Origin of the sequence: Enterococcus sp. DIV0703 (assembly GCF_051711065.1) — a bacterium.
Lineage (GTDB): Bacteria > Bacillota > Bacilli > Lactobacillales > Enterococcaceae > Enterococcus_B > Enterococcus_B hirae.
On record NZ_JBIOLX010000001.1, the window covers coordinates 108,525 to 133,465 of the forward strand.

Here is a 24,941-nt window from a genome sequence, read left to right on the forward strand (position 1 = left end):
GAGAGGATTCTTTTCTTTATAATAGAACCTAATGAGCGAAAGGAGAATAAATGATATGAGCAATGAAAAATTAGATCAGAATACTTTAATCAGCATACTGGGAGAAGTACATGAGGAAAAACCCTTTATTGAGACGAGACTAGATGAGAAAGAAAATTTTAAAAGCGCTATGGGTAATATATTCCAACAAAACCTAACCATAAAGCCTAAAATAGTAACACCAGATCCAGCAAAAAATTCGGCAAACAATAATCCATCCATACTATCGAGTGCGAAGATGGAAAATTCAACTAGCATATTGGGAGAAACAACCGGTTCAAAATCGTTTATGGCTATGACAGCAACTGAGAAAGAAATTTTTAAAAACGCTATGGGTAATATATTCCAACAAAACCTAACCATACAGCCAAAAATAGTAACATCAGCCTCAGCAAAAAATTCGGCAAACAATAATCCATCAATACCATCGAGTGCGAAGATGGAAAATCCAACTAGCATATTAGGAGAAACAACCGGTTCAAAATCGTTTATGGCTATGACAGCAGCTGAGAAAAAAATTTTTAAAAACGCTATGGGTAATATATTCCAGCAAAACCTAACCATACAGCCAAAAATAGTAACACCAGATCCAGCAAAAAATTCGGCAAACAATAATCCATCAATACCATCGAGTGCGAAGATGGAAAATCCAACTAGCATATTAGGAGAAACAACCGGTTCAAAATCGTTTATGGCTATGACAGCAGCTGAGAAAAAAATTTTTAAAAACGCTATGGGTAATATATTCCAACAAAACCTAACCATACAGCCAAAAATAGTAACATCAGCCTCAGCAAAAAATTCGGCAAACAATAATCCATCCATACTATCGAGTGCGAAGATGGAAAATTCAACTAGCATATTGGGAGAAACAACCGGTTCAAAATCGTTTATGGCTATGACAGCAACTGAGAAAGAAATTTTTAAAAACGCTATGGGTAACATATTCCTAAAGAACCTGCCCATACATCAGACAACAGTAATACCAGTGCCAATAACAAAGGAATCGTCAAAAACTAAACCTTCTGATCAAGGAGAGCATAGAAGAAAATTCGTTGATGTATTAAACCAAATAAAGTTAAATAATCCAGTAGCACAAGAAAGAACAGCAGAGTCTGCAAAAAAAGAATTTACAGAAAACACCTCTTTGATATTACCGAGTGAGGAGAAGTCAGGACAACCCGAGTCAACAAGAATAGATCTTACGGAAAACACTCCTCCGGCATTAACGAATGAGGAGAAACCAAAACAACCCATGCCAACAAGAACAGATCTTACGGAAAACAATTCTTCAAAACTACAAGGTGATCAAAAACTGCAACGATCAATCTTTGATAATGTATTAAACCAGTTAATGTTAAATAAACTAACGGCACAGAAAATATCAGTAGAACAAACAGTAGAAAACTCGGCAGACGATAATCCTTCGAAACTATTGAGCGAAGAGAAACCAAAACAACCCGAGTCAGCAAAAAAAGAATTTACAGAAAACATCCCTTTGACATTACCGAGTAAGGAGAAGCTAGAGCAACCTGAGCCAACAAGAACAGATCTTACGGCAAACACTTCTTCGAAACTAGAAGTTGATCAAGAAAAACATAACAATAAAACCAATCAACTGGTACCAAAAACAAATGTCAAAGCGTTAACTAAGTTTTTTGAAACAAAGAGTTCTATAAACGAAGCTTGTGATAGAGCAAAACAAGGTGCGGAGTTAGAAAAAAATAGAATTTCCCAAAATACTGTGACAAATGGACAATCTTTATCTAGGTAATAGCTGATAATCAACCCTTAAATAAAGAATTCAGATGGATTTTATACGGCTAGTGAGTATACCTGTTGTTTAATTATTTGAGAACGTACCATAGCTACTCAAGGTGAGCCATTTTTGTAGGATAGAATGCTTCAATTCATGATTTTGTTTTATGAATATGCGAATCGAGTTCAGTACTCAGCTAAATATTGGAAGAGTAGATATGAAAAATAATGACTAGATATTAAGTTAGACGATGTGTACGAATGTCAAACATTTTTACTAAGCGAAACATAAATTTTAAAAAAAAGAAAAAATAGGTAAAGGAATGATTGGATTTTAGTATACAATATGGACTAACTTAACGGAGGGAGATTTTTTAATGGAAAATAATCAGGAAACATTAATGGAAAATAATCAGGAAACATTGGAGACTATACATGGAGACCTTATAGCGATAGCTAACAATCTAGGATTTTATGATAGCGAAACATTTCATAAAAAAATAAGTGAAGAAACAAAGAAAACGTTATCGAAAGACAATAAGCAATTAACCAAAGAAAAACTAGAAGTAGCAGTGATGAACTTAACTGAAATGATACCGAATACTATAAAAACTAAACTAAAGGCACATGAAAGGCTAGTAGCAAGTAAAAGCACACGTTTATTTACACGTGCTGTAAGCGAAAAAAAGCAAGATTCAGATGGTATTTTACAAGATATACTAGCATATAACAAAAGTATTAGTGATGGAGTGGAATCACTGAAGAAAGCTAGACCGCATGAAAGAGAACAGCTAATTAGTTCAATTGAAGAAGGTTGGGAAGCTACTAAGAACAATTTGAACCTATTAAAAAAAGACGAGGGTATTGCTCCTGATGGAATGACTGACACTGCAGTAATAGAATCTCTATTATTTCAGAGAAAGAATTTTTTAAATACATATCACATGATACATCAAGTAAGGGAACAACTTGGTTTAAAACAAATTCGAAGGCAAGATTTAAGTGTTGGTGCTAATAGCCAAAACTCTTCGGTTAGTTTAGCAGAAGTGGTTAAAATGAAATTTAAAGAATTCCAAAAGAAACAACAAGAGAGTCTAAAAAACAGTTCAGAGGACAACACAATACATAGTTCCCAACTTACGAGTCAAGGACAAAACGGAAATCATGCTGTTGAGGATAATGGGTATGACAAACCAGTTGAATATGATGAAGTAGACATTTATGGGGAGAACGGGAATCCTGAGGAGCGAACTTCTCGTTCAAGTGCTGTTGAGGATAATGGGTATGACGAACCAGTTGAATATTATGAAGTAGACAGTTATAGGAAGAACGGGAATCTTGAGGAAGTAAGTTTAGAGCCAACTCCTCGTCCAAGTAATGCTTCTACCACGTCTTCAATATCTTTTAGCATCTATGATGAAGTTGCGGATATTAATAATGATTATGAAGTCGTAGATAATAACCGGGATCAAGGTCCAAAACCGGAACTTTGGCAATCCATGAACTCTTTAAGAAATGAAAAGCAAAAACTATATAAAGAGATCATTCAGTTATCTAAAGAACATAAAGTAGGTACAAAAGAATTTTCTGAAAAAGTAGAGAGATTACTAGATATTCGCTATAAAATCGCCATAAAAAAAGAACTGATTCAAAAGGTTGGTTTTGATTTCACAAAAATTTTAAATAATTCTAAATTTTTAGGTAGAGACAATCCAGACATGATAAACAAATATGATGCTGCAATCAGTAATTTTATAAACCAAACGAAAACTAATATACCACAAGTAACAACTGACAATACTAAAGATGAGAATAAGAAAAAAAGAGCTAAATTATATCAGAAAATGAAACATCAATTTAATACCAATCAAATATTGTCTGGAAGAGAATCAGCTGCACAGATTTATCCACTTATAGTAGAAGTATTGAACAAAAATATACCTAATAACCTATCGACCTATGATTATTACGATTTGAGTAAAAGTAAAACGTTGAAAAAGGCCGGTCTTCATAAATGGGGAAATGTTGAGAAGATATTGGATGCTTCGAATCGATTAAAGTTTAATTATCCGTCACCTGATACTAAAAACTTGCAGTACGTTAAACAAAGCAAAAAAGAGTTGAAGGAACTTGAATTGGTTTTCAATAAACAAGTTACTAAATTTTATAAGCTTTTTAAAAATGCTAAAACTTCACTAAATAAGGATGTGCATGAAAAAGAATTCATCACTAATCTAAGCAACTTACGTGACATCCATCATCAACTTGAGACTAGAAAAACGATCGAACACATGCTTGGGATGGACTATGAGAAATTTTGTCACAAATTTGCTGAGCGAAACAACGTTGATCCCCAAAAAATCATTCATGCATGGCAGGAGACAGCAGCAACGCAATTAAAAGATAAAAGTCCTGATCTGGTGGATGATTTTACACAGGAGGTTAGCAAAAGATTTCAGGATGTGACAAGGAGTGCTGACCCGGTATCAGTTGGGAAGTTGAATGAATTTTTTAATATGGATCAATATAAGGCTAGAATAGCGAAGAACTATTTAGAATCCAAAAAGGTTGATTATGCTCAAGATAGAGCTTGGATTATTAATAAGGTCAATTATATAAAACGATTGGATAAAGAGGGATCATATAAAAGGGCGAATGAAGAGTTCATAAAGCTACTACCAGAAATAGATAAGCTACTTAATAAATACACGCTAATCGAACAACCATTTTATCACATTAATACCCCTATTAATGAGTGTCCTACATTAAAGAACTTAGGAATTAAAGATTGCCGTGAGTATTTACCAGATCCTGTGAAAAAAATAGAACCCCTTTACGCTGAAGTGAATAAAAATAAGGGAATGAATCCAGAAAATGACCAAGGACGATTATTAAATAGAATAAATGGAGCACAAAGTAAAGTACAGCAGGATGCGCAAAATCAACAATTTGATCCGTCTAAAGGAAAGCCTAGTAATGATTTATTAAGAGAGACTAGTGTCTAATTTAAATTATAAAATGTAAAACAAACAGTTAAAGAATCTAAAATCATTTTTGTACCGATCCCTAAAGATTAGCTCAAAAACTAACTTCTGGGGGTCGGTAGTTTTATGAATAAATAGACAAAAAAGTAAGGGACAAAAAAAAGACACCACAACATTATAATTTACCTATGACATAGGGACTGAAAGAGCGAAGGGAGAAAAAATTTATGGAAAATAAGCAATCAATAGGACAAGGTAAGCACCATGGAAAATAAAAAAACGATGGTATCCCTAAAGAGCAGGCAATGCGATCCGAACCAAGTATCATCAAATGACAATAAAACAATTGCAACAAACAAAAAAAAGAATTGTATAAAACTATTATTGCGTTATCTAAAAAAGGGGAGGTAAATACCGAAACATTTAAAGAAAATCTATCTAATTTGTTGGAAATAAGATATCAACTTGCAATAAAAAAAGAATTTGAACAAAGTATTGGTGTAGATATTTCCATTTTTTATCAAAAAGAGTCTTTATTTTCTATACCAGCTATAGAATCAAGTTTGGAGCAAACTTTAGAATCAATACAACCTTTAAATCAAATTTACAAAAATAAAATGACTGAACTTTATCAAAAAAACCAGCAATCATCAGAAGGTCCTTCGGTATAATTTACCATCAACAAATAGTTTTTCTAATAGTCGACCGAAATCTGTAACTAGAAATGATCGTTCTTTTTAACTAATAGATAAATAAAGCATCAAGAGTGACAGAAGCATTCAGCCAGGATGTATCATTTGTGTTATTTTATTTTTGGAGTTCCTAATTGGAAGACTCAGGTAAGCTTGCGTACTACGGGTAAATTCTAAAATAGATCAATCAGTTTACTGAATCCTCTGTTACTATCACAGAACTTAAATTTTAAAAATAAAGAAAAAAATGGACTAGGGACCGCTTGTTTTGAGTATATAATGTGAAGGACTTAGTAGGTTTATTAACGAAAGGAGAGTTATTTTATGGAAACTGAAGAAGATACATATTTAGGAACATCAAGCCATAACCCTATTACTTACTCTCAAATTTTTGACGATAGTTCGGATTCTGAGGATGAGTTTGAACAAGCTGCAGACCCATGGGAGAATGCTGGGGCTAACGAAAACCAAGCCATGATCGTTGACTATAGTAAGCTAACAATGAAAGAGTTGAAACACGAGAAAGAAGATTTGTACAAAGAAATCATCCCAGCTTATGAAGAAGGGGATTTGGATACCAATCAATCGAAAGAAAAATTACGTAACTTGTTAAACATACGATACCAAATTCTTGCTAGAAATCAGCTTAAAAAACAATTCGGTATTGATGTTCACGCTTTGTATCATAAAGATCATTTGTTTGATGATCGAAGCGTAGAAGGGCAACCATTGAATCAAACATACAAAAAAAAAATAGTTGCTCTTTCTAATGGAATCTCAGACCCTCCAGAACAATCAGTAGATTATTTAGCTAAACCATCAAAAAAAGATCTAAAAGAAATTGGTAAGCTCTATAAGCAAATAAAGAAGTTAGAAACAAAAGATTTAGAAAAAGTAAGGAGTTTAGTTAAGATTTTGCATAACAAACTTCAACCTGAAATGTATAAAATATTACAATACCTAAACGATCGACATAGCTATGATTATTACGATCTAAGTCGAAGCAAAACTTTACAAAAAGCAAGGATACACGATATAGATAGTAAAAATATACTTATAACAAATAGCAAAGAACGTTTAACTCATAGAAGCTATAATCATAAAACATTTGACTTTGACATTCATACTAAAAATAAGAAGGAACTAAAGCAACTAGAAGAGAAGTACAATAAATCACTTGCTTCGTTGATTAAACAATCAAGAAAGCAAGAAACCTCTAGTTTGAATGAGTCTATTAAATGGACTATAGGACGACTACGTGATGTCCGTCTTCATCTTTATGTCGTAAGAAACGTGGATCGTGTTTCTAGTATTGACCTGCGCGAGTTTTGTGAAAAATATGCTCCAAGAATAGGGGAAAATCCGCAACGACTCTATCGGTCGTTTCAATTGACACTGGCAGATCATTTAAAAACGTCGGGGACTAACTTCAGTGAACGGCAATCTATTGATAAAGAATATCAAGAATTAAAGAAAACGGATAGTGAAATAACCTGGAATGAATCGAAGAAGAAGATAACCGAACTCTGTTCTAAAATATTTCAGGTACTTGAACATAATGGCTTGATAGAAGCTAACGCCTATAAGTACAAAAATGACTTAGAAAATGCTGTTCCTGAAATTTCAAAAGAACGAAGTGAGTATGTAAAATTAGGAATAAAAGATTTGAGGAAAACAAAAAAGAAATTATATGATGAGATTATTACGGCGTATCAAAACGGGTATATAGACACTCCAAGCTTTAAAGAAAATTTACGAGATTTACTAGAAGTTCGTTACCAGATTGCAATGAAAAAAGGGTTGAAACGAAATGTTTTTATCCTAATGACAAAAGCGGAAAATTCAGTCGCAACAAAAAGCTATAATTATTACGATCTCAGCACAAGCAATACGTTAAAAAAAGCAGGTATACATAACATAGATAGTAAGATGATTCTCAGTAAGGAAAATGAATACACATTAAATGAACAAGATCAAGAATATCTTACAAAAAATGAGCAAGAATTGGAACAAGAATTAGCTGATTTGAAAAATCTGAAGAATACACTTGATAAACAATCAAGTGAACAAACAGATCCTCGGCTGAAAAAGCAAATGGAAGTGGGATTAGCTGAATTAACAGCTCAAATAGAGGACACTTCTCTTCATCATCGTGTATTGCGAGATATAAACGGATTTGTTGGTATTGACCTCCAAGAGTTTTGTGAAAAATATGCTCGAAGAGTAGGGGAAGATCCACAAAAATTACATTATATGTTTCAAAAAAAAGCAGTAGAAACATTAAAAACGTATAATGGAAATGTTGAAGAAACAAAGTCAGAATTAAAATTTGTTGCTGAGAGCTACGAGAGCATAAAACAGGATGATAAAAAAAAATACTGGAAGAAAGCGAATAGGGAGATAAACACCCTTATTTCAAAAATAAACAATGTATTTGAAACGGATAAGTTAACCGAAAATCAACACTTACAGGAACCACGATTATCTGTGGAAGAAGGACAATCAAGTAGAAGTAGTTTATTGGATAAAAAAGATGATGCAACTCCAGAAGAAACAAATTTAAATTTAGAAGTGATAAATCCTATATTAGTCAGCAAGATAGAAGGAAAAACAGGCAGTTTAGATCAACATACCTCTCAAACCAAAAAAACAGGTGGCATGCCTTTGTTTAGACCTACATATTTGAATAATATCGGTGACTTGCAAAACAACCCAATATATCAAAAAAAAGCTAGACAATTAAGTAATGAAGTGGGGAATAATGGCAAGTTTAATAACGGAGAAGTGGAGAATGGAAAGGTAGATAACGGTAGGTTGAGTAATAGTCAGAAAAAAGAACTGAGAGGAATTTTAGGAAACTGCGGCACACAGGAGGTCAAAATGCATTCTACAGCATCTCCAAATCTTGTAAGCCGGATAAATAATCCTAAGGGCGCCGTTGGGTACGACAGATAAGTAATCAATAAACCAGAACATTTAACTTTTTAACTTCGTTGAGGAATGATAAGAAATTGATGTTGGTTATGAGAGATAGAATAATTGGGACAGAAAGAAGAAAAGTTTCTTTCTGTCTTTTTTTTTGGTAGGTTTTGCCATGACGGAACATGTTTTGTAGGTTGAAATAATAAAAATAAGCGGTTGGGTCCTTGACAATTCACACTCTCTTTCCGGAGGTGGGAATTTAAATAAGGGCAGTTCATGTAATCAACAGGGTGATGTTCAACGCTTAAGAGAGCTTTTGGAGAAAAGGCGTGAATCAAGTTCGAGTCTGCAATCAACGTCAAGGATTGCAGGCTCCACAAGTCCTGTAAGGAAGATAACAGAACATAATGAAATTACTGAATACGGTAGTAGATAAGTAATCAGAACTATAAGAGTCATCAACGTAAAAATCAGCGCCATCATTTCAATTTTAGAAATGATGGCGCTGAGTGGATCATTAACTATGTTTATATCGCTTATTTACTTTGGGCTCTTTCTTTTGATACCACACATATAGGATAAAAAGTCCGATACAAAGAACGAACAAAATCGATCCGATGATAAAACCTTGAGGTAAGTAACTAAAAGTGACGGTATGTTTGCCTGCAGGTAGTTTGATCATTACAAAGGCATCTTTGAAGTTTTCGACTTTGACTGCCTTTCCATCGATTTTTGCGGACCAGCCAGCATCATAAGGGATCGTTGTGACTAGCATTCTTTCTTCGGATGTGTTGACAGTACCAGTGGCTGTTCGGCCGGTCGTTTTCATAGCAACACCATTTTCTTTGATTTGATTCATTGCTGCTTGATAAGCAACAACATCAAGTCCAAGAACTTTAGGTTCCATAAAGCTAACCTCTTTTGTACCATAAAAACTAGCAGAGAAAGTAACTGTTGTGTCTTGAGGATAATATCCTAGATCATAATATTGTCCAGAAATACTGATCTGAGTCTTTCGTGACACACCGTTGACAGTAATCGTGGCGGTAGAACTTTCTAATTGGGCATAGTTAGTAGGGAACAAACTGAGATAAGCTTGTGTGTTTGCTGGTACACGCACTTCCCAAGTGAGCGTTTTGGGCTGGTTATTCGTGGTTTCAGAATAAGTCACCCCGGTAGACGTCTTGTTTACTGTGACGTTTTGTTGGCTTTTCAAAGTTGGTGTGTAGAAAGTAAAATACCGCTCATTTAAATCAGCCAGCCGATTGATCAAATTGGTTTGACTCGTGAGATTGTCAGTTAATGGTTGTTCCACGTGATTAATATCTACTGGTGCTGTAAAAGCTAGCGGTAAAGCATTTAGATTTTTATAGAGTGTATAGTCACCGCTCTGACTTTCTTTCACAAAGCCATATTTGCTAAAGCTACTGTCGTTTTTAGCAATATTATATTTTATTCCTGTAAACCCATCCATCAATAACGTATTGTTTGCGTAGCGGATATTAAGATTTGTTCCTCTTGAACGAAAGCCTAACGAATCTAGATAAGCAGAAGAGTTCCTGTTTCTAATAGAAGAAAACAAACTGATACCACTATAGCCATAGTTAATGGAATCATTAGGAGAAATCGGATCAAGATTTTCTAATCGATAAAAAGTATCCGATTCTTTTTTTGTCTGATCAACAAGTGACTTGATGCTAGGAGCAGGATCAGTATATAAGCTTCGTGAAGCATAATTCCAATCGTCTAATATCCCATGAATCATACTATTCGTATTGACACTTGCTTCTCCTGTCATCAGTAACAGTAACAATAAGCTAAGGTATTTAACGGGCTGTTTTGGTTGCTGGAAAAAGCCAATTGTTAACGCGTAAAGACTCAAGAAAACAATCGTTAAGACAAACGATGTCGTTGTAATATAAGAGTAACTATTATTAGGCTTAAGTCCCCATGCGATAGCAAAAACTGCTGCTAAAATGATGATGATACTTAGGAGTAAGCCTTGATCCTCTTTAGTTATTCGTTCCCATCCTTTGGCCGCTAACAAAAGGACGAGAAAAGAAAACAAATAGGAATAGCGGAACAAAAACATATTAGGCGCATGCATACCATGCCAAAAGAGGTTGAGTGGTACAAGATAGAAACTAGCAATCAATAAAGCAAATAAACTACCATACAAAAGTTTGTTCTTTAAGTTGATTTTTCGACTAGCAAAATAAAATAGACATAAAACTAATGGAAACAAACCAGCATAAATAAAAGGAATGGAGCCATATTTGGTTGTGTCATAGACACCGATCATGTTTTTCATGATGATATCCAAATATGAGGTAGCTTCGGTTTTTAGTGTAGTGATCTGTGTTAATGTTTCGCCATTTGATCGGAGATCCAAGACTGCTGGAAGAATAATGATCATTGATGCTCCACCAGCTAATAAGGAAGTAATCCCATAAGGTACAATCGATTTTTTGTAGAGTGACCATTTTGTAAACAGCCTTGCCATAAAATAAAGAAAAGAAAAAATACCGATCATAAAGCCCATATAAAAACTGGATAAAAAGAGCAATAAGTAACTAACAAATAATAATGTTGGTCGTTTATAATCCATGACCCGATGGATACCCAAAATAATAAGTGGAAGATAAATAAACGCATCTAACCACATAATGATCTCAGAATGAGCGGTAATGAAAGAGATCGAAGCATAGCTAACACTTAAAGCCACTTGTCCCCAACGTGGAATTTTATACGTCCGCGCAAGGAACCAAAAAGATAATCCAGCAAACCCAACTTTAAGCAGAGTTAGAAAATATAAAGCATCAGGCATCATATTATTAGGAAACAAAAGAACAAGCGGAGTAAATAATCCGCCTAAGTAATATGAAATTAAAGATAAATAATTCAGACCTAATGAGGCGTTCCAAGTATAAAAAATACTTTGCTTTCCTAATAACATGTTCCGAAAGCTTGCATGGAAATTTGAAAATTGAGAAAATGCATCACTTGCAAGAATGCTTCGGCTACTTCCTGGATAAATTCCGATACTTAAGTAAACTAACGCAAGTATCAAAAAAGGGATCAGAAAACTAGCAAAAGCATAACGACCATTTTCTTTTAAAAAAAGTTTGATTTTTGTTTTCATTGATTCATTCACCAAATTTCTATGAAATATGAAGTTATCTCTAGTTTATCATATTCATATTTTTAACTACATGAAAAGACTTGGCATTTCCAAAAAAATAAAAAAACAATAATAAATAACATTTATTTTGAAAATAAAAGGCAAAAAAACTTATATAAACTGATTTTATAAATAATAAAATACCAGTTTTTAAAAGAATAGATGTTTAATATTAAGGACTTGGCAAAACCTAAAAAGCCTACAAATGATCGTTCATCAAGATCATTTGTAGGCTTTTCAACTAACTTCTTTTATGAAAAGTAAGGCATTATAATAAAAATAAAAACCGTTCACGCACCGAACGGTTCAAACTTCATTCAATTAAACGCGTGCAACTTTTCCTGACTTCAAAGCACGAGTTGACACCCAAACTTTTTTAGGTTTTCCGTCGATCATAACGCGAACTTTTTGTAAGTTAGGTTTAACAGTACGTTTTGTTGAGTTCATCGCATGAGAACGATTGTTTCCACTTTTTGTCTTGCGACCAGTAAAGTAACAAACTTTTGCCATGTAATTTTCCCCCTTTACCTCGATTTGGAGCGATAGAATAATTCAGCTCATACCAGAATAACATATCATATGAAGGGGTAATATGCAAGTGTCTTTTCATAGCAAGAATTGACAATCCATGGGAATAATTGTAAATTATACAGGACTAATTTTAAAATTTTCAGCGGTTTTTGAGTACTTTAGGGTAACTGCCTTTTATTTCGAGTGACGCTATGATAAAATATGATAGAAGAAAAATGGGAGTATTTTGCCCGTTAAGGAGGCTCATTCATGGCTGTAAAAATTCAAACGTCAGCTGGAACCATTGAAATTACCAATGATGTGATTGCAACAGTTGTTGGTGGCGCCGCAACAGATGTGTTCGGTGTTGTAGGAATGGCCAGCAAGAACCAAATAAAAGATAATATTACTGAAATTCTACGAAAAGAAAATTATTCTCGAGGAGTAGTTGTTCGCCAAGAAGCTAATGGTATCGCAGTAGATGTTTATACGATCATTAGTTATGGTACAAAAATTTCAGAAGTTTCTCGCAATGTCCAAGAAAAAGTAAAATACAACTTGGAGACATTACTAGGTGTAACAGCCAATTCTGTTAATGTTTTCGTCCAAGGTGTTCGTGTACTGCCAGACTAGGCAGAAGGCTTGCTGAATGATTCAGCAGTCGATCTGAAGGAGGATTATCTAGGTGAGTGTAACAGAAATCAGTGCAAGCCAATTCCAGGAAATGGTTCAGGCGGGCGCGAATCGTCTGCAAGTAAATGCAGAATATGTCAATTCGTTAAATGTATTCCCAGTTCCTGATGGAGATACAGGTACCAATATGAATTTATCTATGACAAGTGGAGCTAAAGCAGTTGCTGATTCTACTTCTGAAAAAGTAGGCGAGTTAGCAGCAATGTTATCAAAAGGCCTACTAATGGGAGCCAGAGGAAATTCAGGAGTTATTTTGTCTCAATTATTCCGAGGCTTTTCAAAGCAAATACCTGACGTGACAGTGTTAAACGCTGCAGATTTAGCTGCGGCTTTTACGCATGGCGTTGAGACAGCTTATAAAGCAGTCATGAAGCCTGTTGAAGGAACCATTTTGACAGTAGCCCGTGAAGCTGCAAAAGCTGGAGAAAAGAAAGCTAAAACAAGTGACGACGTTGTTGAAGTGATGACGGCTGTGGTAAAAGGTGGGAAACGTGCCTTAGCGAAAACACCTGATTTGTTACCAGTGTTAAAAGAAGTCGGTGTCGTCGATAGTGGCGGTCAAGGTTTGCTATTTGTATATGAAGGCTTCTTAAGTGCCTTGAATGGTGAGTTCAAAATGACAGAAGTCTATGAACCATCACCAGCTGAAATGGATGAAATGGTCAATGCTGAGCATCATCGCAGTGTCCAAGGTCAATTAGCAACAGAAGATATCCATTATGGTTACTGTACAGAAATCATGGTAAAAATCGGTGAAGGACCAACCGTTGATAGCCAATTTGACTATGAAGAATTTCGTAATTACTTAGATGGAATCGGTGATTCATTATTGGTTGTTAATGATGATGAGATCATTAAGGTCCACGTGCATACCGAAAATCCAGGTGAAGTATTAAATTATGGACAAAAATTTGGTTCATTAGTAAAAATCAAAGTCGACAACATGCGTTTACAGCATGAAACGATTTTAGAACACGATGAGCAAGCGAAGCCACAAAAAGCAGCTCGTACACCTTATGGGATCGTAGCGATTGCAGCCGGTAAAGGAGTGCAAGAGTTATTTGAAAGTTTAGGAGCAAACTACGTCATTAGTGGTGGACAAACGATGAACCCAAGTACGGAAGATATCGTTAAAGCGATCAAGGAAGTCAATGCGGATAAAGTCATCGTATTACCAAACAATAAAAATATCTTCATGGCTGCGGATCAAGCGGCTGAAGTAGCAGATATCCCAGTAGCGGTCGTACCATCAAAAACGATCTCACAAGGATTAACTGCGATGCTTTCATTTAATGATCAAGTATCGTTGGAAGAAAACAAAGCGACTATGACAGAAATGCTTGCAAGTGTCGTTAGTGGGCAGATTACTCATGCGATTCGTGACACAACCATTGATGGGGTGAAAATTACTGAGGGCGATTTCTTAGGGATGATTGATGGGAAAATCGTTATCTCAGATTCTGACATGATGGCAACTTCATTCGCTACCTTAGAAAAAATGATCACTGAAGAAACAGAAATTGTGACGATTTTAGCAGGTGAAGGTGGTTCGGTTCATCAAGCAGAAGAATTATCAGCTAAATTAGTTGAACAATATCCAGATTTAGAAATTGAAATTCATCAAGGCGATCAACCGGTTTATCCGTATTTATTCTCTGCAGAATAGAAAAGGACAATCCTTTTCGCCTGAACGAACGGTAAAAGAACGGGGGCTGTACCAGGTTGTTGGTGCAGCCCTATTTCTAAGGAATGGATTGATAGTGAAACATACGGTAAAGGAGGGTGAAATATGAGGTCTTTAAATGATCCAGTGACGATGTTAGCCGGTGTGGGAGCAAAAAGGGCGGATAGTCTTGCTAGTCTGGGAATCCAAACCATCGAAGACCTATTGACCTATTATCCTTTTCGCTATGAAGACATTCAAGAAAGAAATTTAAATGAAATACTTGATCAAGAAAAAGTGACTTTAAAAGGCCTGGTTGTTTCACCACCAGTAATGAGTCGCTTTGGATACAAAAAGAATCGACTCCAATTTCGTATGATGCAGGATCATGCTGTCTTCAATGTTTCTTTTTTCAATCAACCTTATTTGAAAGATAAAGTGATCTTATCCGAAGAAATTGCTGTCTATGGAAAATGGGATGCGAAACGGAAGTCATTAAATGGTATGAAAATTTTGGGTTCTCAAGCGGTGGATGATTTTTCTCCAATCTATCATGTCAATAAATCAATCCGTCAAACAACTTTAGTCGATTTGATTCGAAGAGGGTTCGAAGAGTATGGTGATTTGATCGAAGAGAATCTTCCCAATGGATTAGTTGAGAAATATCGACTGTTGGATCGGCCAACAGCTGTTAAGAGCATGCATTTTCCGAAAAATCATGAAGAAAACCATCAAGCAAAACGAAGAATTGTCTTTGAAGAATTCTTTTTATTTCAAATGCGACTTCAAGGGCTTAAAAAATCGGAAAAAGCAGAAACAAATGGCATTGAAATTTTATATGACATCCAGCGCTTGAAACAATTTATTCAAAAACTACCTTTTGAATTGACGGATGCCCAAAAAAGAGTCACGAATGAAATTTGTCGTGACTTAAGAAGTCCGCAACATATGCAACGCCTATTGCAAGGTGATGTAGGTAGCGGAAAGACGATTGTTGCAGCAATTGCCTTATATGCGGCGGTCACTGCAGGGTTTCAAGGCGCATTGATGGTACCAACTGAAATTTTGGCACAACAACACATGGAAAGCCTTCTTCAATTATTTGATGCGCAAGAAGTTAAACTTGCTCTGTTAACGGGTTCGACGAAAGCCAAAGAACGAAGAGAACTACTCGAATTGCTGGAACAAGGAGAAATCGATATCGTTGTCGGTACCCATGCGTTGATTCAAGAAGGAGTCGAATTTCAACACTTAGGTTTAGTTATTACGGATGAACAACATCGTTTTGGTGTGAATCAGCGAAAAGTACTCCGTGAAAAAGGCTGGCGTCCAGATGTTTTATTTATGACAGCCACACCAATTCCTCGGACTTTAGCGATTACTGCATACGGAGAAATGGATGTTTCGGTAATTGACGAACTTCCAGCTGGCCGGATTCCAATAGAGACGAGATGGGTTCGTACGCCACAATTAAATAGTGTGTTAGATTGGACATGGAAGGAGCTGGCGAAAGGACATCAAATGTATGTCATTTGCCCGTTGATTGAAGAGTCAGAAGCATTAGACGTTAAAAACGCTGTTGAAATTTATGAAAAATTAAGTGCGCTTTTTGCGCCTCAGTATGAAGTCGGATTGTTACATGGTAAAATGAAGAACCAGGAAAAAGAAGCAATTATGGAAACATTTAAAGAAAACAAGATGCAAATCTTGGTTTCAACGACGGTCATCGAAGTGGGTGTAAATGTTCCGAATGCTACAGTCATGTTGATCATGGATGCTGATCGTTTTGGATTAGCACAGTTACATCAATTACGTGGACGTGTTGGACGTGGTAGTGATGCTTCTTATTGTGTATTGGTAGCTAATCCTAAAAATGAATTAGGGATTGAGCGAATGAAAATAATGACAGAAACGAACAATGGCTTTATTCTAAGTGAGAAAGATTTAGAGTTGCGTGGACCAGGAGAAGTATTTGGTTTTCGCCAATCAGGCTTACCGCAATTTGCAATTGCTGATCTTGTAACAGATAGTAATATATTAGAGGTAGCTCGTGATGAGGCACAAAAGCTATGGCAGTTAAAGGATTGGCAACTATTGCCAGAATACCAACATTTGGTCCGTAGTTTAGACTTGGAAAATCAAGATAATCGTTATTTTGATTAATAGACTGTGCTATACTTTATAGTGATGATAAAAAAGGAGTGGAAATAATGAAAATTGCCGTAGATGCAATGGGTGGAGATCACGCACCACAAGCCATTGTGGAAGGTGTGGCTTTAGCTCAAAAAGATTTCCCAGATGTGGAATTTATCCTTTATGGTAAGGAAAATGAAATAAGAAAATATCTAACAACAGAACACAATGTGACGATCATTCATACAGATGAAAAAATCGATAGTGATGATGAACCAGTTAAAGCCATTCGCCGTAAGAAGAATGCTTCGATGGTTTTGGCAGCACAAGCTGTCAAAAATGGTGAAGCAGACGCGATTTTTTCAGCGGGGAACACTGGCGCATTATTAGCAGCTGGACTCTTTATTGTTGGTCGTATCAAAAACATCGAACGCCCTGGTCTGATGTCTACTTTACCGGTAGTCGGTCAACCCAATGCAGGGTTTGATATGCTTGATCTAGGTGCAAATGCTGAAAATAAACCGGAACATTTATTACAATATGGCATCTTAGGCTCATTTTATGCAAGAAAAGTCCGAGGAATCGGTAGACCTCGAGTTGCTTTATTGAATAATGGGACGGAAGCAACAAAAGGAAGCGAATTAACTAAAAAAGCTTTCGAATTACTTCAAAATGAAACCAGTTTGAATTTTATTGGAAACGTTGAAGCGAGGGAACTATTGAACGGGGTAGCAGATGTTGTTGTAACCGATGGATTTACAGGCAATGCAGTATTGAAATCCATTGAGGGAACAGCAATGAATCTGATGGACCTTTTGAAAGCTGCCATTTTAAATGAAGGGTTTAAAGGAAAAATGGGCGCACTATTGTTGAAAGATGGGTTACGTTCATTAAAATCAGAAATGGATTATTCAAAACATGGCGGAGCAGTTCTTTTTGGATTAAAGGCACCAGTCATCAAAACTCACGGTGCGACTGGACCAGATGCAGTGAGACATACCATCAGACAAATCCACACTATGCTGGAAACCAATGTGGTAGGGCAGTTAGTTGAACAATTCGAAAAACCTGCAGAATAATGTTTCTGGTTGCTCGACGACGACCCTATAGAAAAAAAGGTGGACAATCTTAGAAAATGTCAGTAAAATTAGCCTTGGTGAAGGAAATCGGCAATTTTGATAATTGTTGGAGGTGAAAACATTGTCACGTGAAGAAGTATTTAATAAAGTAGCGAAAATTATTTCAAATCATTTTGAAATTGATACAGATAAAGTAACTGATGAATTAAATATCAAAGATGACCTAAAAGCTGACTCAATCAGCATCATGGAATTTGTTTTGGAACTTGAAGATGAGTTTGGAACAGAAATTTCTGACGAAGATGCAGAACAAATTGAAACAGTTGGTGGGGCAGTTGACTACATCAGCAATCATCTTAACTAATCATCAGCATGAAAGTGAGTAAAGATCAATCGGATCTTTACTCACTTTTTTTTAATTTTTCAAGTGATTTATCTTTATTTTAAATAGATTTTTCTGACAATTCTGGCAACTGACTGAAATTTTCTTGCATTGTAGAGGGGTTTTATATATAATTATTAATAATATATTGCACTATCCTTAGAATAACGCTTATTATAAAACGTTTTATTCTGTGGGATATCATTTTTTATTAAGAAAACTTCCAACCAGGGAGCAGAGAGGGGTATTCGATTGTCAGATAATCAACTATTAGATGTTCAGAACCTACATACAGGCTTCCGTCTTAAAGATGAGTATTACGATGCAGTAGATGACGTTTCTTTTACATTAGATAAAAACGAGATCTTAGCAATCGTTGGAGAATCTGGTTGCGGGAAAAGTACATTAGCGACTACTATTATGGGGTTACTTGATCCAAACAACACAAAGATCACAGGCGAAATTTTATATAATGATTTAAACTTGATTGAATTGAATGAAACTTTGTATAACAAAATCCGCGGGAATGATATTGGGATGATTTTCCAAGATCCGTTATCTGCGTTAAACCCTTTGATGCGTATTGAAGATCAAATTAAGGAAGGGTTATCTTATCATACCAAAATGAACGCTGAACAACGGCAAGCTCGTGCCTTAGAATTGTTGGAGCAAGTTGGGATTCCTAATCCTGTCAGAGTCGGACGACAATATCCTCATGAATTATCTGGGGGGATGAGACAGCGGGTAATCATCGCCATTGCGATTGCGTGTAAGCCACCGATTGTTATTGCGGATGAGCCAACGACAGCGCTAGATGTAACGATTCAAGCGCAAATCCTTGATTTATTAAAAGACTTACAAGAAGAAACCAAAACAGGAATCATTCTGATCACGCATGACTTGGGTGTCGTGGCAGAAATGGCTGATCGGGTAGCGGTAATGTATGGCGGTCAATTTGTTGAAGTAGCTGGGGTCAAAGAACTTTTTGAAAATCCTAAACACCCTTATACCCGTTCATTGTTGAACTCTATTCCTCAAGAGGGAAACCATGAAGCTGAGCTCCATGTGATTGAAGGCGTTGTTCCTTCTTTGAAAAACATGCCACGAACTGGCTGTCGCTTTGCTCCTCGGATTCCTTGGATCCCAGCCAGTGATCACGAAGAAAACCCTGTCCTTCATGAAATTGCTCCGAATCATTTGGTTCGTTGCTCTTGCTACAAACATTTCCACTTTAGAGACGAAAAAGGAGAGGTGTAGATGACAGAATTAATTACAATCAGCGATTTGAAAGTACACTATCCTATTCGTAGTGGATTCTTTAATCGAGTAACGGATCATGTATATGCAGTAGATGGTGTCGACTTCATTATTGAAAAAGGAAAAACGTATGGCTTAGTCGGAGAATCTGGTTCTGGTAAATCAACGACAGGGAAAGCAGTCGTTGGATTAGAAAAAGTGACTTCAGGACAAATCATTTATGAAGGTAAAGATGTCACTAAAAAAAGTAACCGACAAAAAATTGGCTATAACAAAGATGTTCAAATGATCTTCCAAGACTCAATGTCCAGCTTGAATCCTAAAAAGCGAGTATTGGATATTATTGCAGAACCGATCCGTAACTTTGAACGTTTGAGTGATCAAGAGGAAAAGAAAAAAGTGAAAAATCTACTGGATATCGTAGGGATGCCGGAAGATGCGCTGTATAAATATCCGCATGAGTTTTCAGGTGGACAGCGTCAACGTTTAGGGGTTGCACGTGCAGTTGCGACAAACCCAAAACTCATCGTAGCAGATGAACCAGTTTCTGCATTGGATTTATCCGTTCAGGCGCAAGTATTAAATTTCATGAAACGAATCCAACAAGAATTTGGTTTAAGTTATTTATTTATTTCTCATGACTTGGGAGTCGTGAAACATATGTGTGATAATATCGCAATTATGTATAAAGGTCGATTCGTTGAAATTGGTACACGAGAAGATATTTATAATGATCCACGTCATATCTATACGAAACGTTTACTGTCTGCTATCCCTCGGATTGATGTCGAAAATCGGGAGTTACACAAAGAGAATCGACGAAGAGTGGAACGTGAGTACATCCAAAATCAAAAGGAGTACTACGATGCAACTGGTCGAGTGTACGATCTCCGTACGATCACACCGACGCATAAAGTAGCGTTGAAAGATGGAGGTGCCAGCTAATGTGGAAAACGATATTACGACGTGTATTATTAATGATCCCACAAGTTATTATTCTTAGTATTTTGATCTTTATGTTGGCAAAAGCGATGCCTGGAGATCCTTTTACCGGGTTGATCAACCCCAACCAAGATCCAGCAGTCATCGAGCAAATGAGACAGGCAGCTGGTTTGAATGATCCTTGGTATGTCCAGTATTTCCGATGGATCGGGAATGCGTTACAAGGAGACTTCGGTCAAAGTTTCTTATACAAACGTTCAGTTTCTGATTTGATTGGTGAGCGTATCGTCAATACTCTTTACTTGTCGATCTTAACAGTTATCATTACTTATTTGATTGCTGTACCACTAGGTATGTTGGCGGGCAGATACCAAAACTCATTTTTGGATAAAGCTGTTGTAATCTACAATTTCTTTAGTTTTGCTGTTCCGTTATTTATCTTTGGATTGATTATGTTATTTGTATTTGGTTATCGTCTAGGTTGGTTCCCAACCAGCGGCTCCCAGACGTTAGGAATCCAAGGGGGCTTTTTCACCCAGTTGATTGATCGCATGAAATACATCATTTTACCATCGATCACTCAAGCCTTTTTAGCTACAGCTGTAACGATCCAGTATTTACGTAGCGAAGTCATTGATTCAAAATCTTTAGACTTTGTGCGAACTGCCCGTTCAAAAGGGGTACCAACCAATAAAGTATTTAGTCGTCATATTTTCCGAAACGCGGCATTGCCGATGGCTTCACAAATGGGTTATGAAATTACTTCCTTGATTGCTGGTTCAGTAGTTATTGAAAAGATTTTTGGCTACCCAGGAGTCGGTAAATTGTTTATTGATTCGATCGGACAACGTGACTATACAGTTATTACCTCCTTAGTATTGATTTTAGGAATTGCGACGTTGATCGGAACCTTGCTTTCAGATATCATCATGAGCATTGTTGATCCACGTATCCGTATCCAATAAAATTCAATCAGAAAGGAGAAAAGACAAATGAGTGATAAAAAGAAAGACGTTGTGCAAGAAAGTATCCCGCCAATGGGATTACGAATGATTGCCCGTGAATTTAAAAAAGATAAAATCGCCATTTTTTCATTAGGCTTACTAGTTATTTTATTGTTAGTTATCTTTATCGGTGCGTTATTTACAGACCAAGATAAAGTAATGTATGTCAGCATCTTTGATAAATATGCAGCTCCAGGTGCTATCTCTACCGAGGGGACAAAATTTATTTTAGGAGCAGATGAAGGTGGTCGGGATGTTTTAGGACAACTGATTATCGGTGCAAGAAACTCCGTCACCATTGGTTTTGCAATCACAGTCATCACTTCGATTATCGGGGTTGGACTAGGGATCATTTCTGGGTTTTATGGGGGGATCATCGATAACATTTTGATGCGTATCGTTGACTTCATTATGATTTTACCGATTATGTTGATTATTATCGTATTTGTATCGATTATCTCTAGATATAATGTTTGGTCGTTCATCTTCATTATGAGTGCATTTTATTGGGTTGCTAAAGCTCGATTATTCAGAAGTAAAACTTTATCAGAAGCAAGGCGTGATTATGTGAGTGCTTCAAAAACAATGGGAACAAGTGATTTTAAAATCATGTTCCGTGAAATCATGCCTAACTTAAGTTCATTGATCATTACCAACTTAACGATGAACTTTGCAGCAAATATTGGGATCGAGACCACTTTGACTTTCTTAGGGTTTGGCTTACCAGCAAATGTTCCTAGTTTAGGAACGCTAATCGGTTATGCCAGCAACGGTGAGGTTTTAGTGAATCGACAATGGATCTGGTTACCTGCGTCAATTCTAATTTTAGTATTGATGTTGAGTATAAACTATGTTGGACAAGCGTTTAAGCGTTCTGCCGATGCACGCCAACGATTAGGATAAAGAAGAAAGCAAAGGGGGAAATAAGGAATGAAGAAATCAATTTTAGGCGTTGTTACACTTTTTTCAGTAATGGCATTAGCTGCTTGTGGAAGCGGCGGAGGTTCTAACTCTTCTGGGAGTTCAGCAAATAACGGTGAGAAGAAGGAATTAACATTTCCAATCTCAACGAAAAATGATAAAGATGCAATAAAAGATGGCGAATTGGAGGCTGCAGTAGCAACCGATAGTCAATTCAAAGGATTGTTCCAATGGGAATTTTATCAAGATTCTTACGATGCAGCATTTATGGCACCTTCTCATGAAGCACTATTTACAAATGATGCGGACTTCAAGATCACAAATGATGGTGCAGCGAGTTTAGATTTAGACCAAGAGACGAAAAAAGCAACGATCAAAGTAAAAGACAATGTAAAATGGTCAGATGGTAAAGATGTAACCGCAGATGACGTGATTTTCCCTTATGAAATTATCGGTAACAAGGATTATACAGGTATCCGTTATGATGATAACTTCCGAAACATCGTTGGGATGGAAGAATACCATAGCGGTAGCGCTCCGACAATCTCAGGTATCAAAAAAGTGGACAATAAGACAGTTGAAATCGAATATAAAAAAGTGGAACCAAGTATGCTTCAATCAGGTGGTGGGATTTGGGCATATGCAGCTCCAAAACACACACTTGAAGGTGTAGCAATCAAAGACATGGAATCAAGTGATCAAGTACGTAAAAATCCAGTGACTTTTGGTCCATATTACATGAGTAATATCGTTGCAGGAGAATCAGTAGAGTATCTACCAAATGAATATTACTGGAATGGCAAACCACAATTGAAAAAAATCACGATGAAATCATTGCCGATTGCTAGTGCAACAGAAGCTTTGAACTCAAAACTTTATGACATGATTTTCCAAATGCCTACAGATACGTATGACACATATAAAGATGTCTCAGGTTACACAAACTTAGGACGTGAACAAACATCATACACTTACTTAGGCTTCAAATTAGGTAAATGGAATGCTGAAAAGAGCAGTGTTGAATACGATCCAAATTCTAAAATGGCAGATAAATCATTGCGACAAGCAATGGGTTATGCATTAGATAACGATGCAGTAGGGGAACGTTTCTATGCAGGGTTAAGAAGCAATGCTACTTCATTGATTCCTCCTGTATTTGAATCATTCCACGATGACGATCTAAAAGGATTTACGCAAGATATCGATAAAGCAAACAAATTATTGGATGATGCTGGCTATAAAGATGTAGATGGTGATGGGTTACGTGAAGATAAAGACGGAAATAAATTAACGATCAACTTTGCTTCAATGTCAGGTGGCGAAACAGCGCAACCATTATCTGATTACTATGTGCAACAATGGAAAAAAATCGGCTTAGATGTGAAATACACGACTGGACGTTTAATCGAATTTAACTCATTCTACGATAAATTAGAAAATGACGATCCTGAAATTGATGTATATCAAGCAGCTTGGAGTACAGGAACTGATCCAAATCCAAACGGACTATGGGGACCAAATGCAGCATTCAACTACACTCGTTTTGAATCAGAAGAAAATACGAAATTGATCAATGATATCAATTCAAGTGAAGCATTTGATGCAGATTATCAAAAAGAAGCATATAAAAAATGGCAAGCATATGCATTTGAAGAAGCTTTCGCAATTCCAACATTGTTCCGTAATGAAGTACTACCAGTGAGCGATCGTACTAAAGATTGGGATTGGTCATATGATGCACCAAATCCATGGGCGAAAGTAACGGTAACAGCAGAATCACGTTCTTAAAATAAGGACATACATGCCGTTTAGCGAAAGTATTGAACGAATCTGGCAATGAGAAAGACCTCCCAAACACGGAAACGGTTTGGGAGGTCTTTTCGTATAGCTGGCAACTTTTGAATCCTATTTATCAAATCAATCAAATGATCAGCTAATAAACTCTTTAATCGAAAAAAATCATTGGATCCTTGAGGTTTATTAAACCTTTACTTACCTTTTGTCGGAACCATTTCAAATTTAGACAAAAACCAGTATAATAAGGAAGTATTGAAAAAATATCCATAAAGGAATGTGAAAAATGGACAATCAGCTGACAAATGAATTAAAAGAAAAGTATACTATCGTTTTTCACGATCTCAATTTACTTGAACAAGCTTTTACCCATTCATCCTATGTGAATGAGCATCGCAACCTTCAATTATCAGATAATGAACGATTAGAATTTTTAGGAGATGCCGTATTAGAATTAATGGTTTCAGAATATTTATATCGTTTATATCCAGATATCCCAGAAGGGAAACTAACAAAGACACGTGCGGCGATCGTTCGTGAAGATAGTTTATCCAAGTTTGCCAAAGAATGTGGATTTGATAAATATATCATGTTAGGTAAAGGAGAAGAAAATTCTGGGGGAAGAACCAGACCAGCTCTTCTTTGTGACTTATTTGAAGCCTTTCTAGGTGCTTTGTACCTTGATCAAGGGTTTGAAGCAGCCCATGCCTTTCTTCAAACAGTTGTCTTTCCAAAAGTCAAAGCAGGTGCTTTTTCACATGAGATGGATCATAAAACGAAGTTGCAAGAAGTGTTGCAAAAATCAGGTGATGTATTTATTGAATACCGATTAATAAAAGAGGAAGGTCCGGCACATGAACGGATTTTTTGGATCGAAGTCTATGTAGATGACAAGTTGATTGGGACTGGGCAAGGAAAATCGAAAAAACTAGCAGAACAAGCTGCTGCAGAAAATGCACTGGCAGCACTGTAAAAGTAAGTGAGGGA

At 36.3% G+C, this 24,941-nt stretch carries 17 protein-coding genes; 15 read left to right on the forward strand and 2 right to left on the reverse strand.

The features are described 5' to 3' along the window. The first annotated feature begins 55 nt into the window (after window positions 1-55). The 4 genes from IGK81_RS00600 to IGK81_RS00615 all read left to right on the forward strand — a co-directional run bounded on the left by IGK81_RS00600 (window position 56) and on the right by IGK81_RS00615 (window position 8,428). Window positions 56-1,813: a hypothetical protein gene (locus tag IGK81_RS00600; protein WP_232622390.1), complete on the forward strand. Its 1,758-nt coding sequence runs from the start codon at window positions 56-58 to the stop codon at window positions 1,811-1,813. A 361-nt stretch (window positions 1,814-2,174) separates the two neighbouring features. Beyond that, window positions 2,175-4,802 carry a hypothetical protein gene (locus IGK81_RS00605; protein WP_412003977.1) on the forward strand — a complete coding sequence of 876 codons (2,628 nt, stop codon included), beginning with the start codon at window positions 2,175-2,177 and terminating at the stop codon, window positions 4,800-4,802. Window positions 4,803-5,149: 347 nt separating this feature from the next. Further along, window positions 5,150-5,452 carry a hypothetical protein gene (locus IGK81_RS00610; protein WP_034698620.1) on the forward strand — a complete coding sequence of 101 codons (303 nt, stop codon included), beginning with the start codon at window positions 5,150-5,152 and terminating at the stop codon, window positions 5,450-5,452. 345 nt (window positions 5,453-5,797) lie between these two features. Beyond that, window positions 5,798-8,428: a hypothetical protein gene (locus IGK81_RS00615; protein ID WP_051641762.1), complete on the forward strand. Its 2,631-nt coding sequence runs from the start codon at window positions 5,798-5,800 to the stop codon at window positions 8,426-8,428. Between the two features lie 484 nt (window positions 8,429-8,912). On the opposite strand, the gene IGK81_RS00620 is transcribed toward IGK81_RS00615, so the two are convergent. Then, window positions 8,913-11,537 carry a YfhO family protein gene (locus tag IGK81_RS00620; RefSeq protein WP_034698622.1) on the reverse strand — a complete coding sequence of 875 codons (2,625 nt, stop codon included), beginning with the start codon at window positions 11,535-11,537 and terminating at the stop codon, window positions 8,913-8,915. A 360-nt stretch (window positions 11,538-11,897) separates the two neighbouring features. Beyond that, window positions 11,898-12,086, reverse strand: a complete 189-nt coding sequence (gene rpmB / locus IGK81_RS00625; protein WP_010720425.1) for a 50S ribosomal protein L28 — start codon at window positions 12,084-12,086, stop codon at window positions 11,898-11,900. A 270-nt stretch (window positions 12,087-12,356) separates the two neighbouring features. Between rpmB and IGK81_RS00630 the strand changes: the two genes are divergently transcribed. The 11 genes from IGK81_RS00630 (at window position 12,357) to rnc (ending at window position 24,927) form a co-directional block, all read left to right on the forward strand. Beyond that, the gene (locus IGK81_RS00630) at window positions 12,357-12,719 is read left to right on the forward strand and encodes an Asp23/Gls24 family envelope stress response protein (RefSeq protein WP_010720424.1); all 363 of its coding nucleotides are present in this window, start codon (window positions 12,357-12,359) and stop codon (window positions 12,717-12,719) included. Between the two features lie 52 nt (window positions 12,720-12,771). Beyond that, window positions 12,772-14,445 carry a DAK2 domain-containing protein gene (locus IGK81_RS00635; RefSeq protein WP_034698624.1) on the forward strand — a complete coding sequence of 558 codons (1,674 nt, stop codon included), beginning with the start codon at window positions 12,772-12,774 and terminating at the stop codon, window positions 14,443-14,445. Window positions 14,446-14,568: 123 nt separating this feature from the next. Further along, window positions 14,569-16,605, forward strand: coding sequence for an ATP-dependent DNA helicase RecG (recG, locus tag IGK81_RS00640; RefSeq protein ID WP_034698627.1), 2,037 nt, complete (start codon window positions 14,569-14,571; stop codon window positions 16,603-16,605). Window positions 16,606-16,652: 47 nt separating this feature from the next. Beyond that, entirely contained in the window at window positions 16,653-17,654 is a 1,002-nt protein-coding gene (plsX, locus tag IGK81_RS00645; protein ID WP_010720421.1) for a phosphate acyltransferase PlsX, read from the forward strand. 121 nt (window positions 17,655-17,775) lie between these two features. Further along, window positions 17,776-18,018, forward strand: a complete 243-nt coding sequence (acpP, locus tag IGK81_RS00650) for an acyl carrier protein (protein WP_010720420.1) — start codon at window positions 17,776-17,778, stop codon at window positions 18,016-18,018. 270 nt (window positions 18,019-18,288) lie between these two features. Next, entirely contained in the window at window positions 18,289-19,293 is a 1,005-nt protein-coding gene (locus tag IGK81_RS00655; protein WP_034698630.1) for an ABC transporter ATP-binding protein, read from the forward strand. Beyond that, the gene (locus tag IGK81_RS00660) at window positions 19,294-20,238 is read left to right on the forward strand and encodes an ABC transporter ATP-binding protein (RefSeq protein ID WP_010720418.1); all 945 of its coding nucleotides are present in this window, start codon (window positions 19,294-19,296) and stop codon (window positions 20,236-20,238) included. Continuing rightward, the gene (gene opp4B, locus IGK81_RS00665; protein ID WP_010720417.1) at window positions 20,238-21,200 is read left to right on the forward strand and encodes an oligopeptide ABC transporter permease; all 963 of its coding nucleotides are present in this window, start codon (window positions 20,238-20,240) and stop codon (window positions 21,198-21,200) included. Before IGK81_RS00660 ends, opp4B begins: the two co-directional genes overlap by 1 nt. A 27-nt stretch (window positions 21,201-21,227) precedes the next feature. Next, window positions 21,228-22,142 carry an ABC transporter permease gene (locus IGK81_RS00670; RefSeq protein ID WP_010720416.1) on the forward strand — a complete coding sequence of 305 codons (915 nt, stop codon included), beginning with the start codon at window positions 21,228-21,230 and terminating at the stop codon, window positions 22,140-22,142. Between the two features lie 27 nt (window positions 22,143-22,169). Beyond that, a complete protein-coding gene (locus IGK81_RS00675) occupies window positions 22,170-23,948 on the forward strand; it encodes an oligopeptide ABC transporter substrate-binding protein (RefSeq protein ID WP_010720415.1) in 1,779 nt (592 codons plus the stop codon). Between the two features lie 292 nt (window positions 23,949-24,240). Continuing rightward, window positions 24,241-24,927 carry a ribonuclease III gene (gene rnc, locus IGK81_RS00680; protein ID WP_010720414.1) on the forward strand — a complete coding sequence of 229 codons (687 nt, stop codon included), beginning with the start codon at window positions 24,241-24,243 and terminating at the stop codon, window positions 24,925-24,927. Window positions 24,928-24,941: the final 14 nt, after the last annotated feature.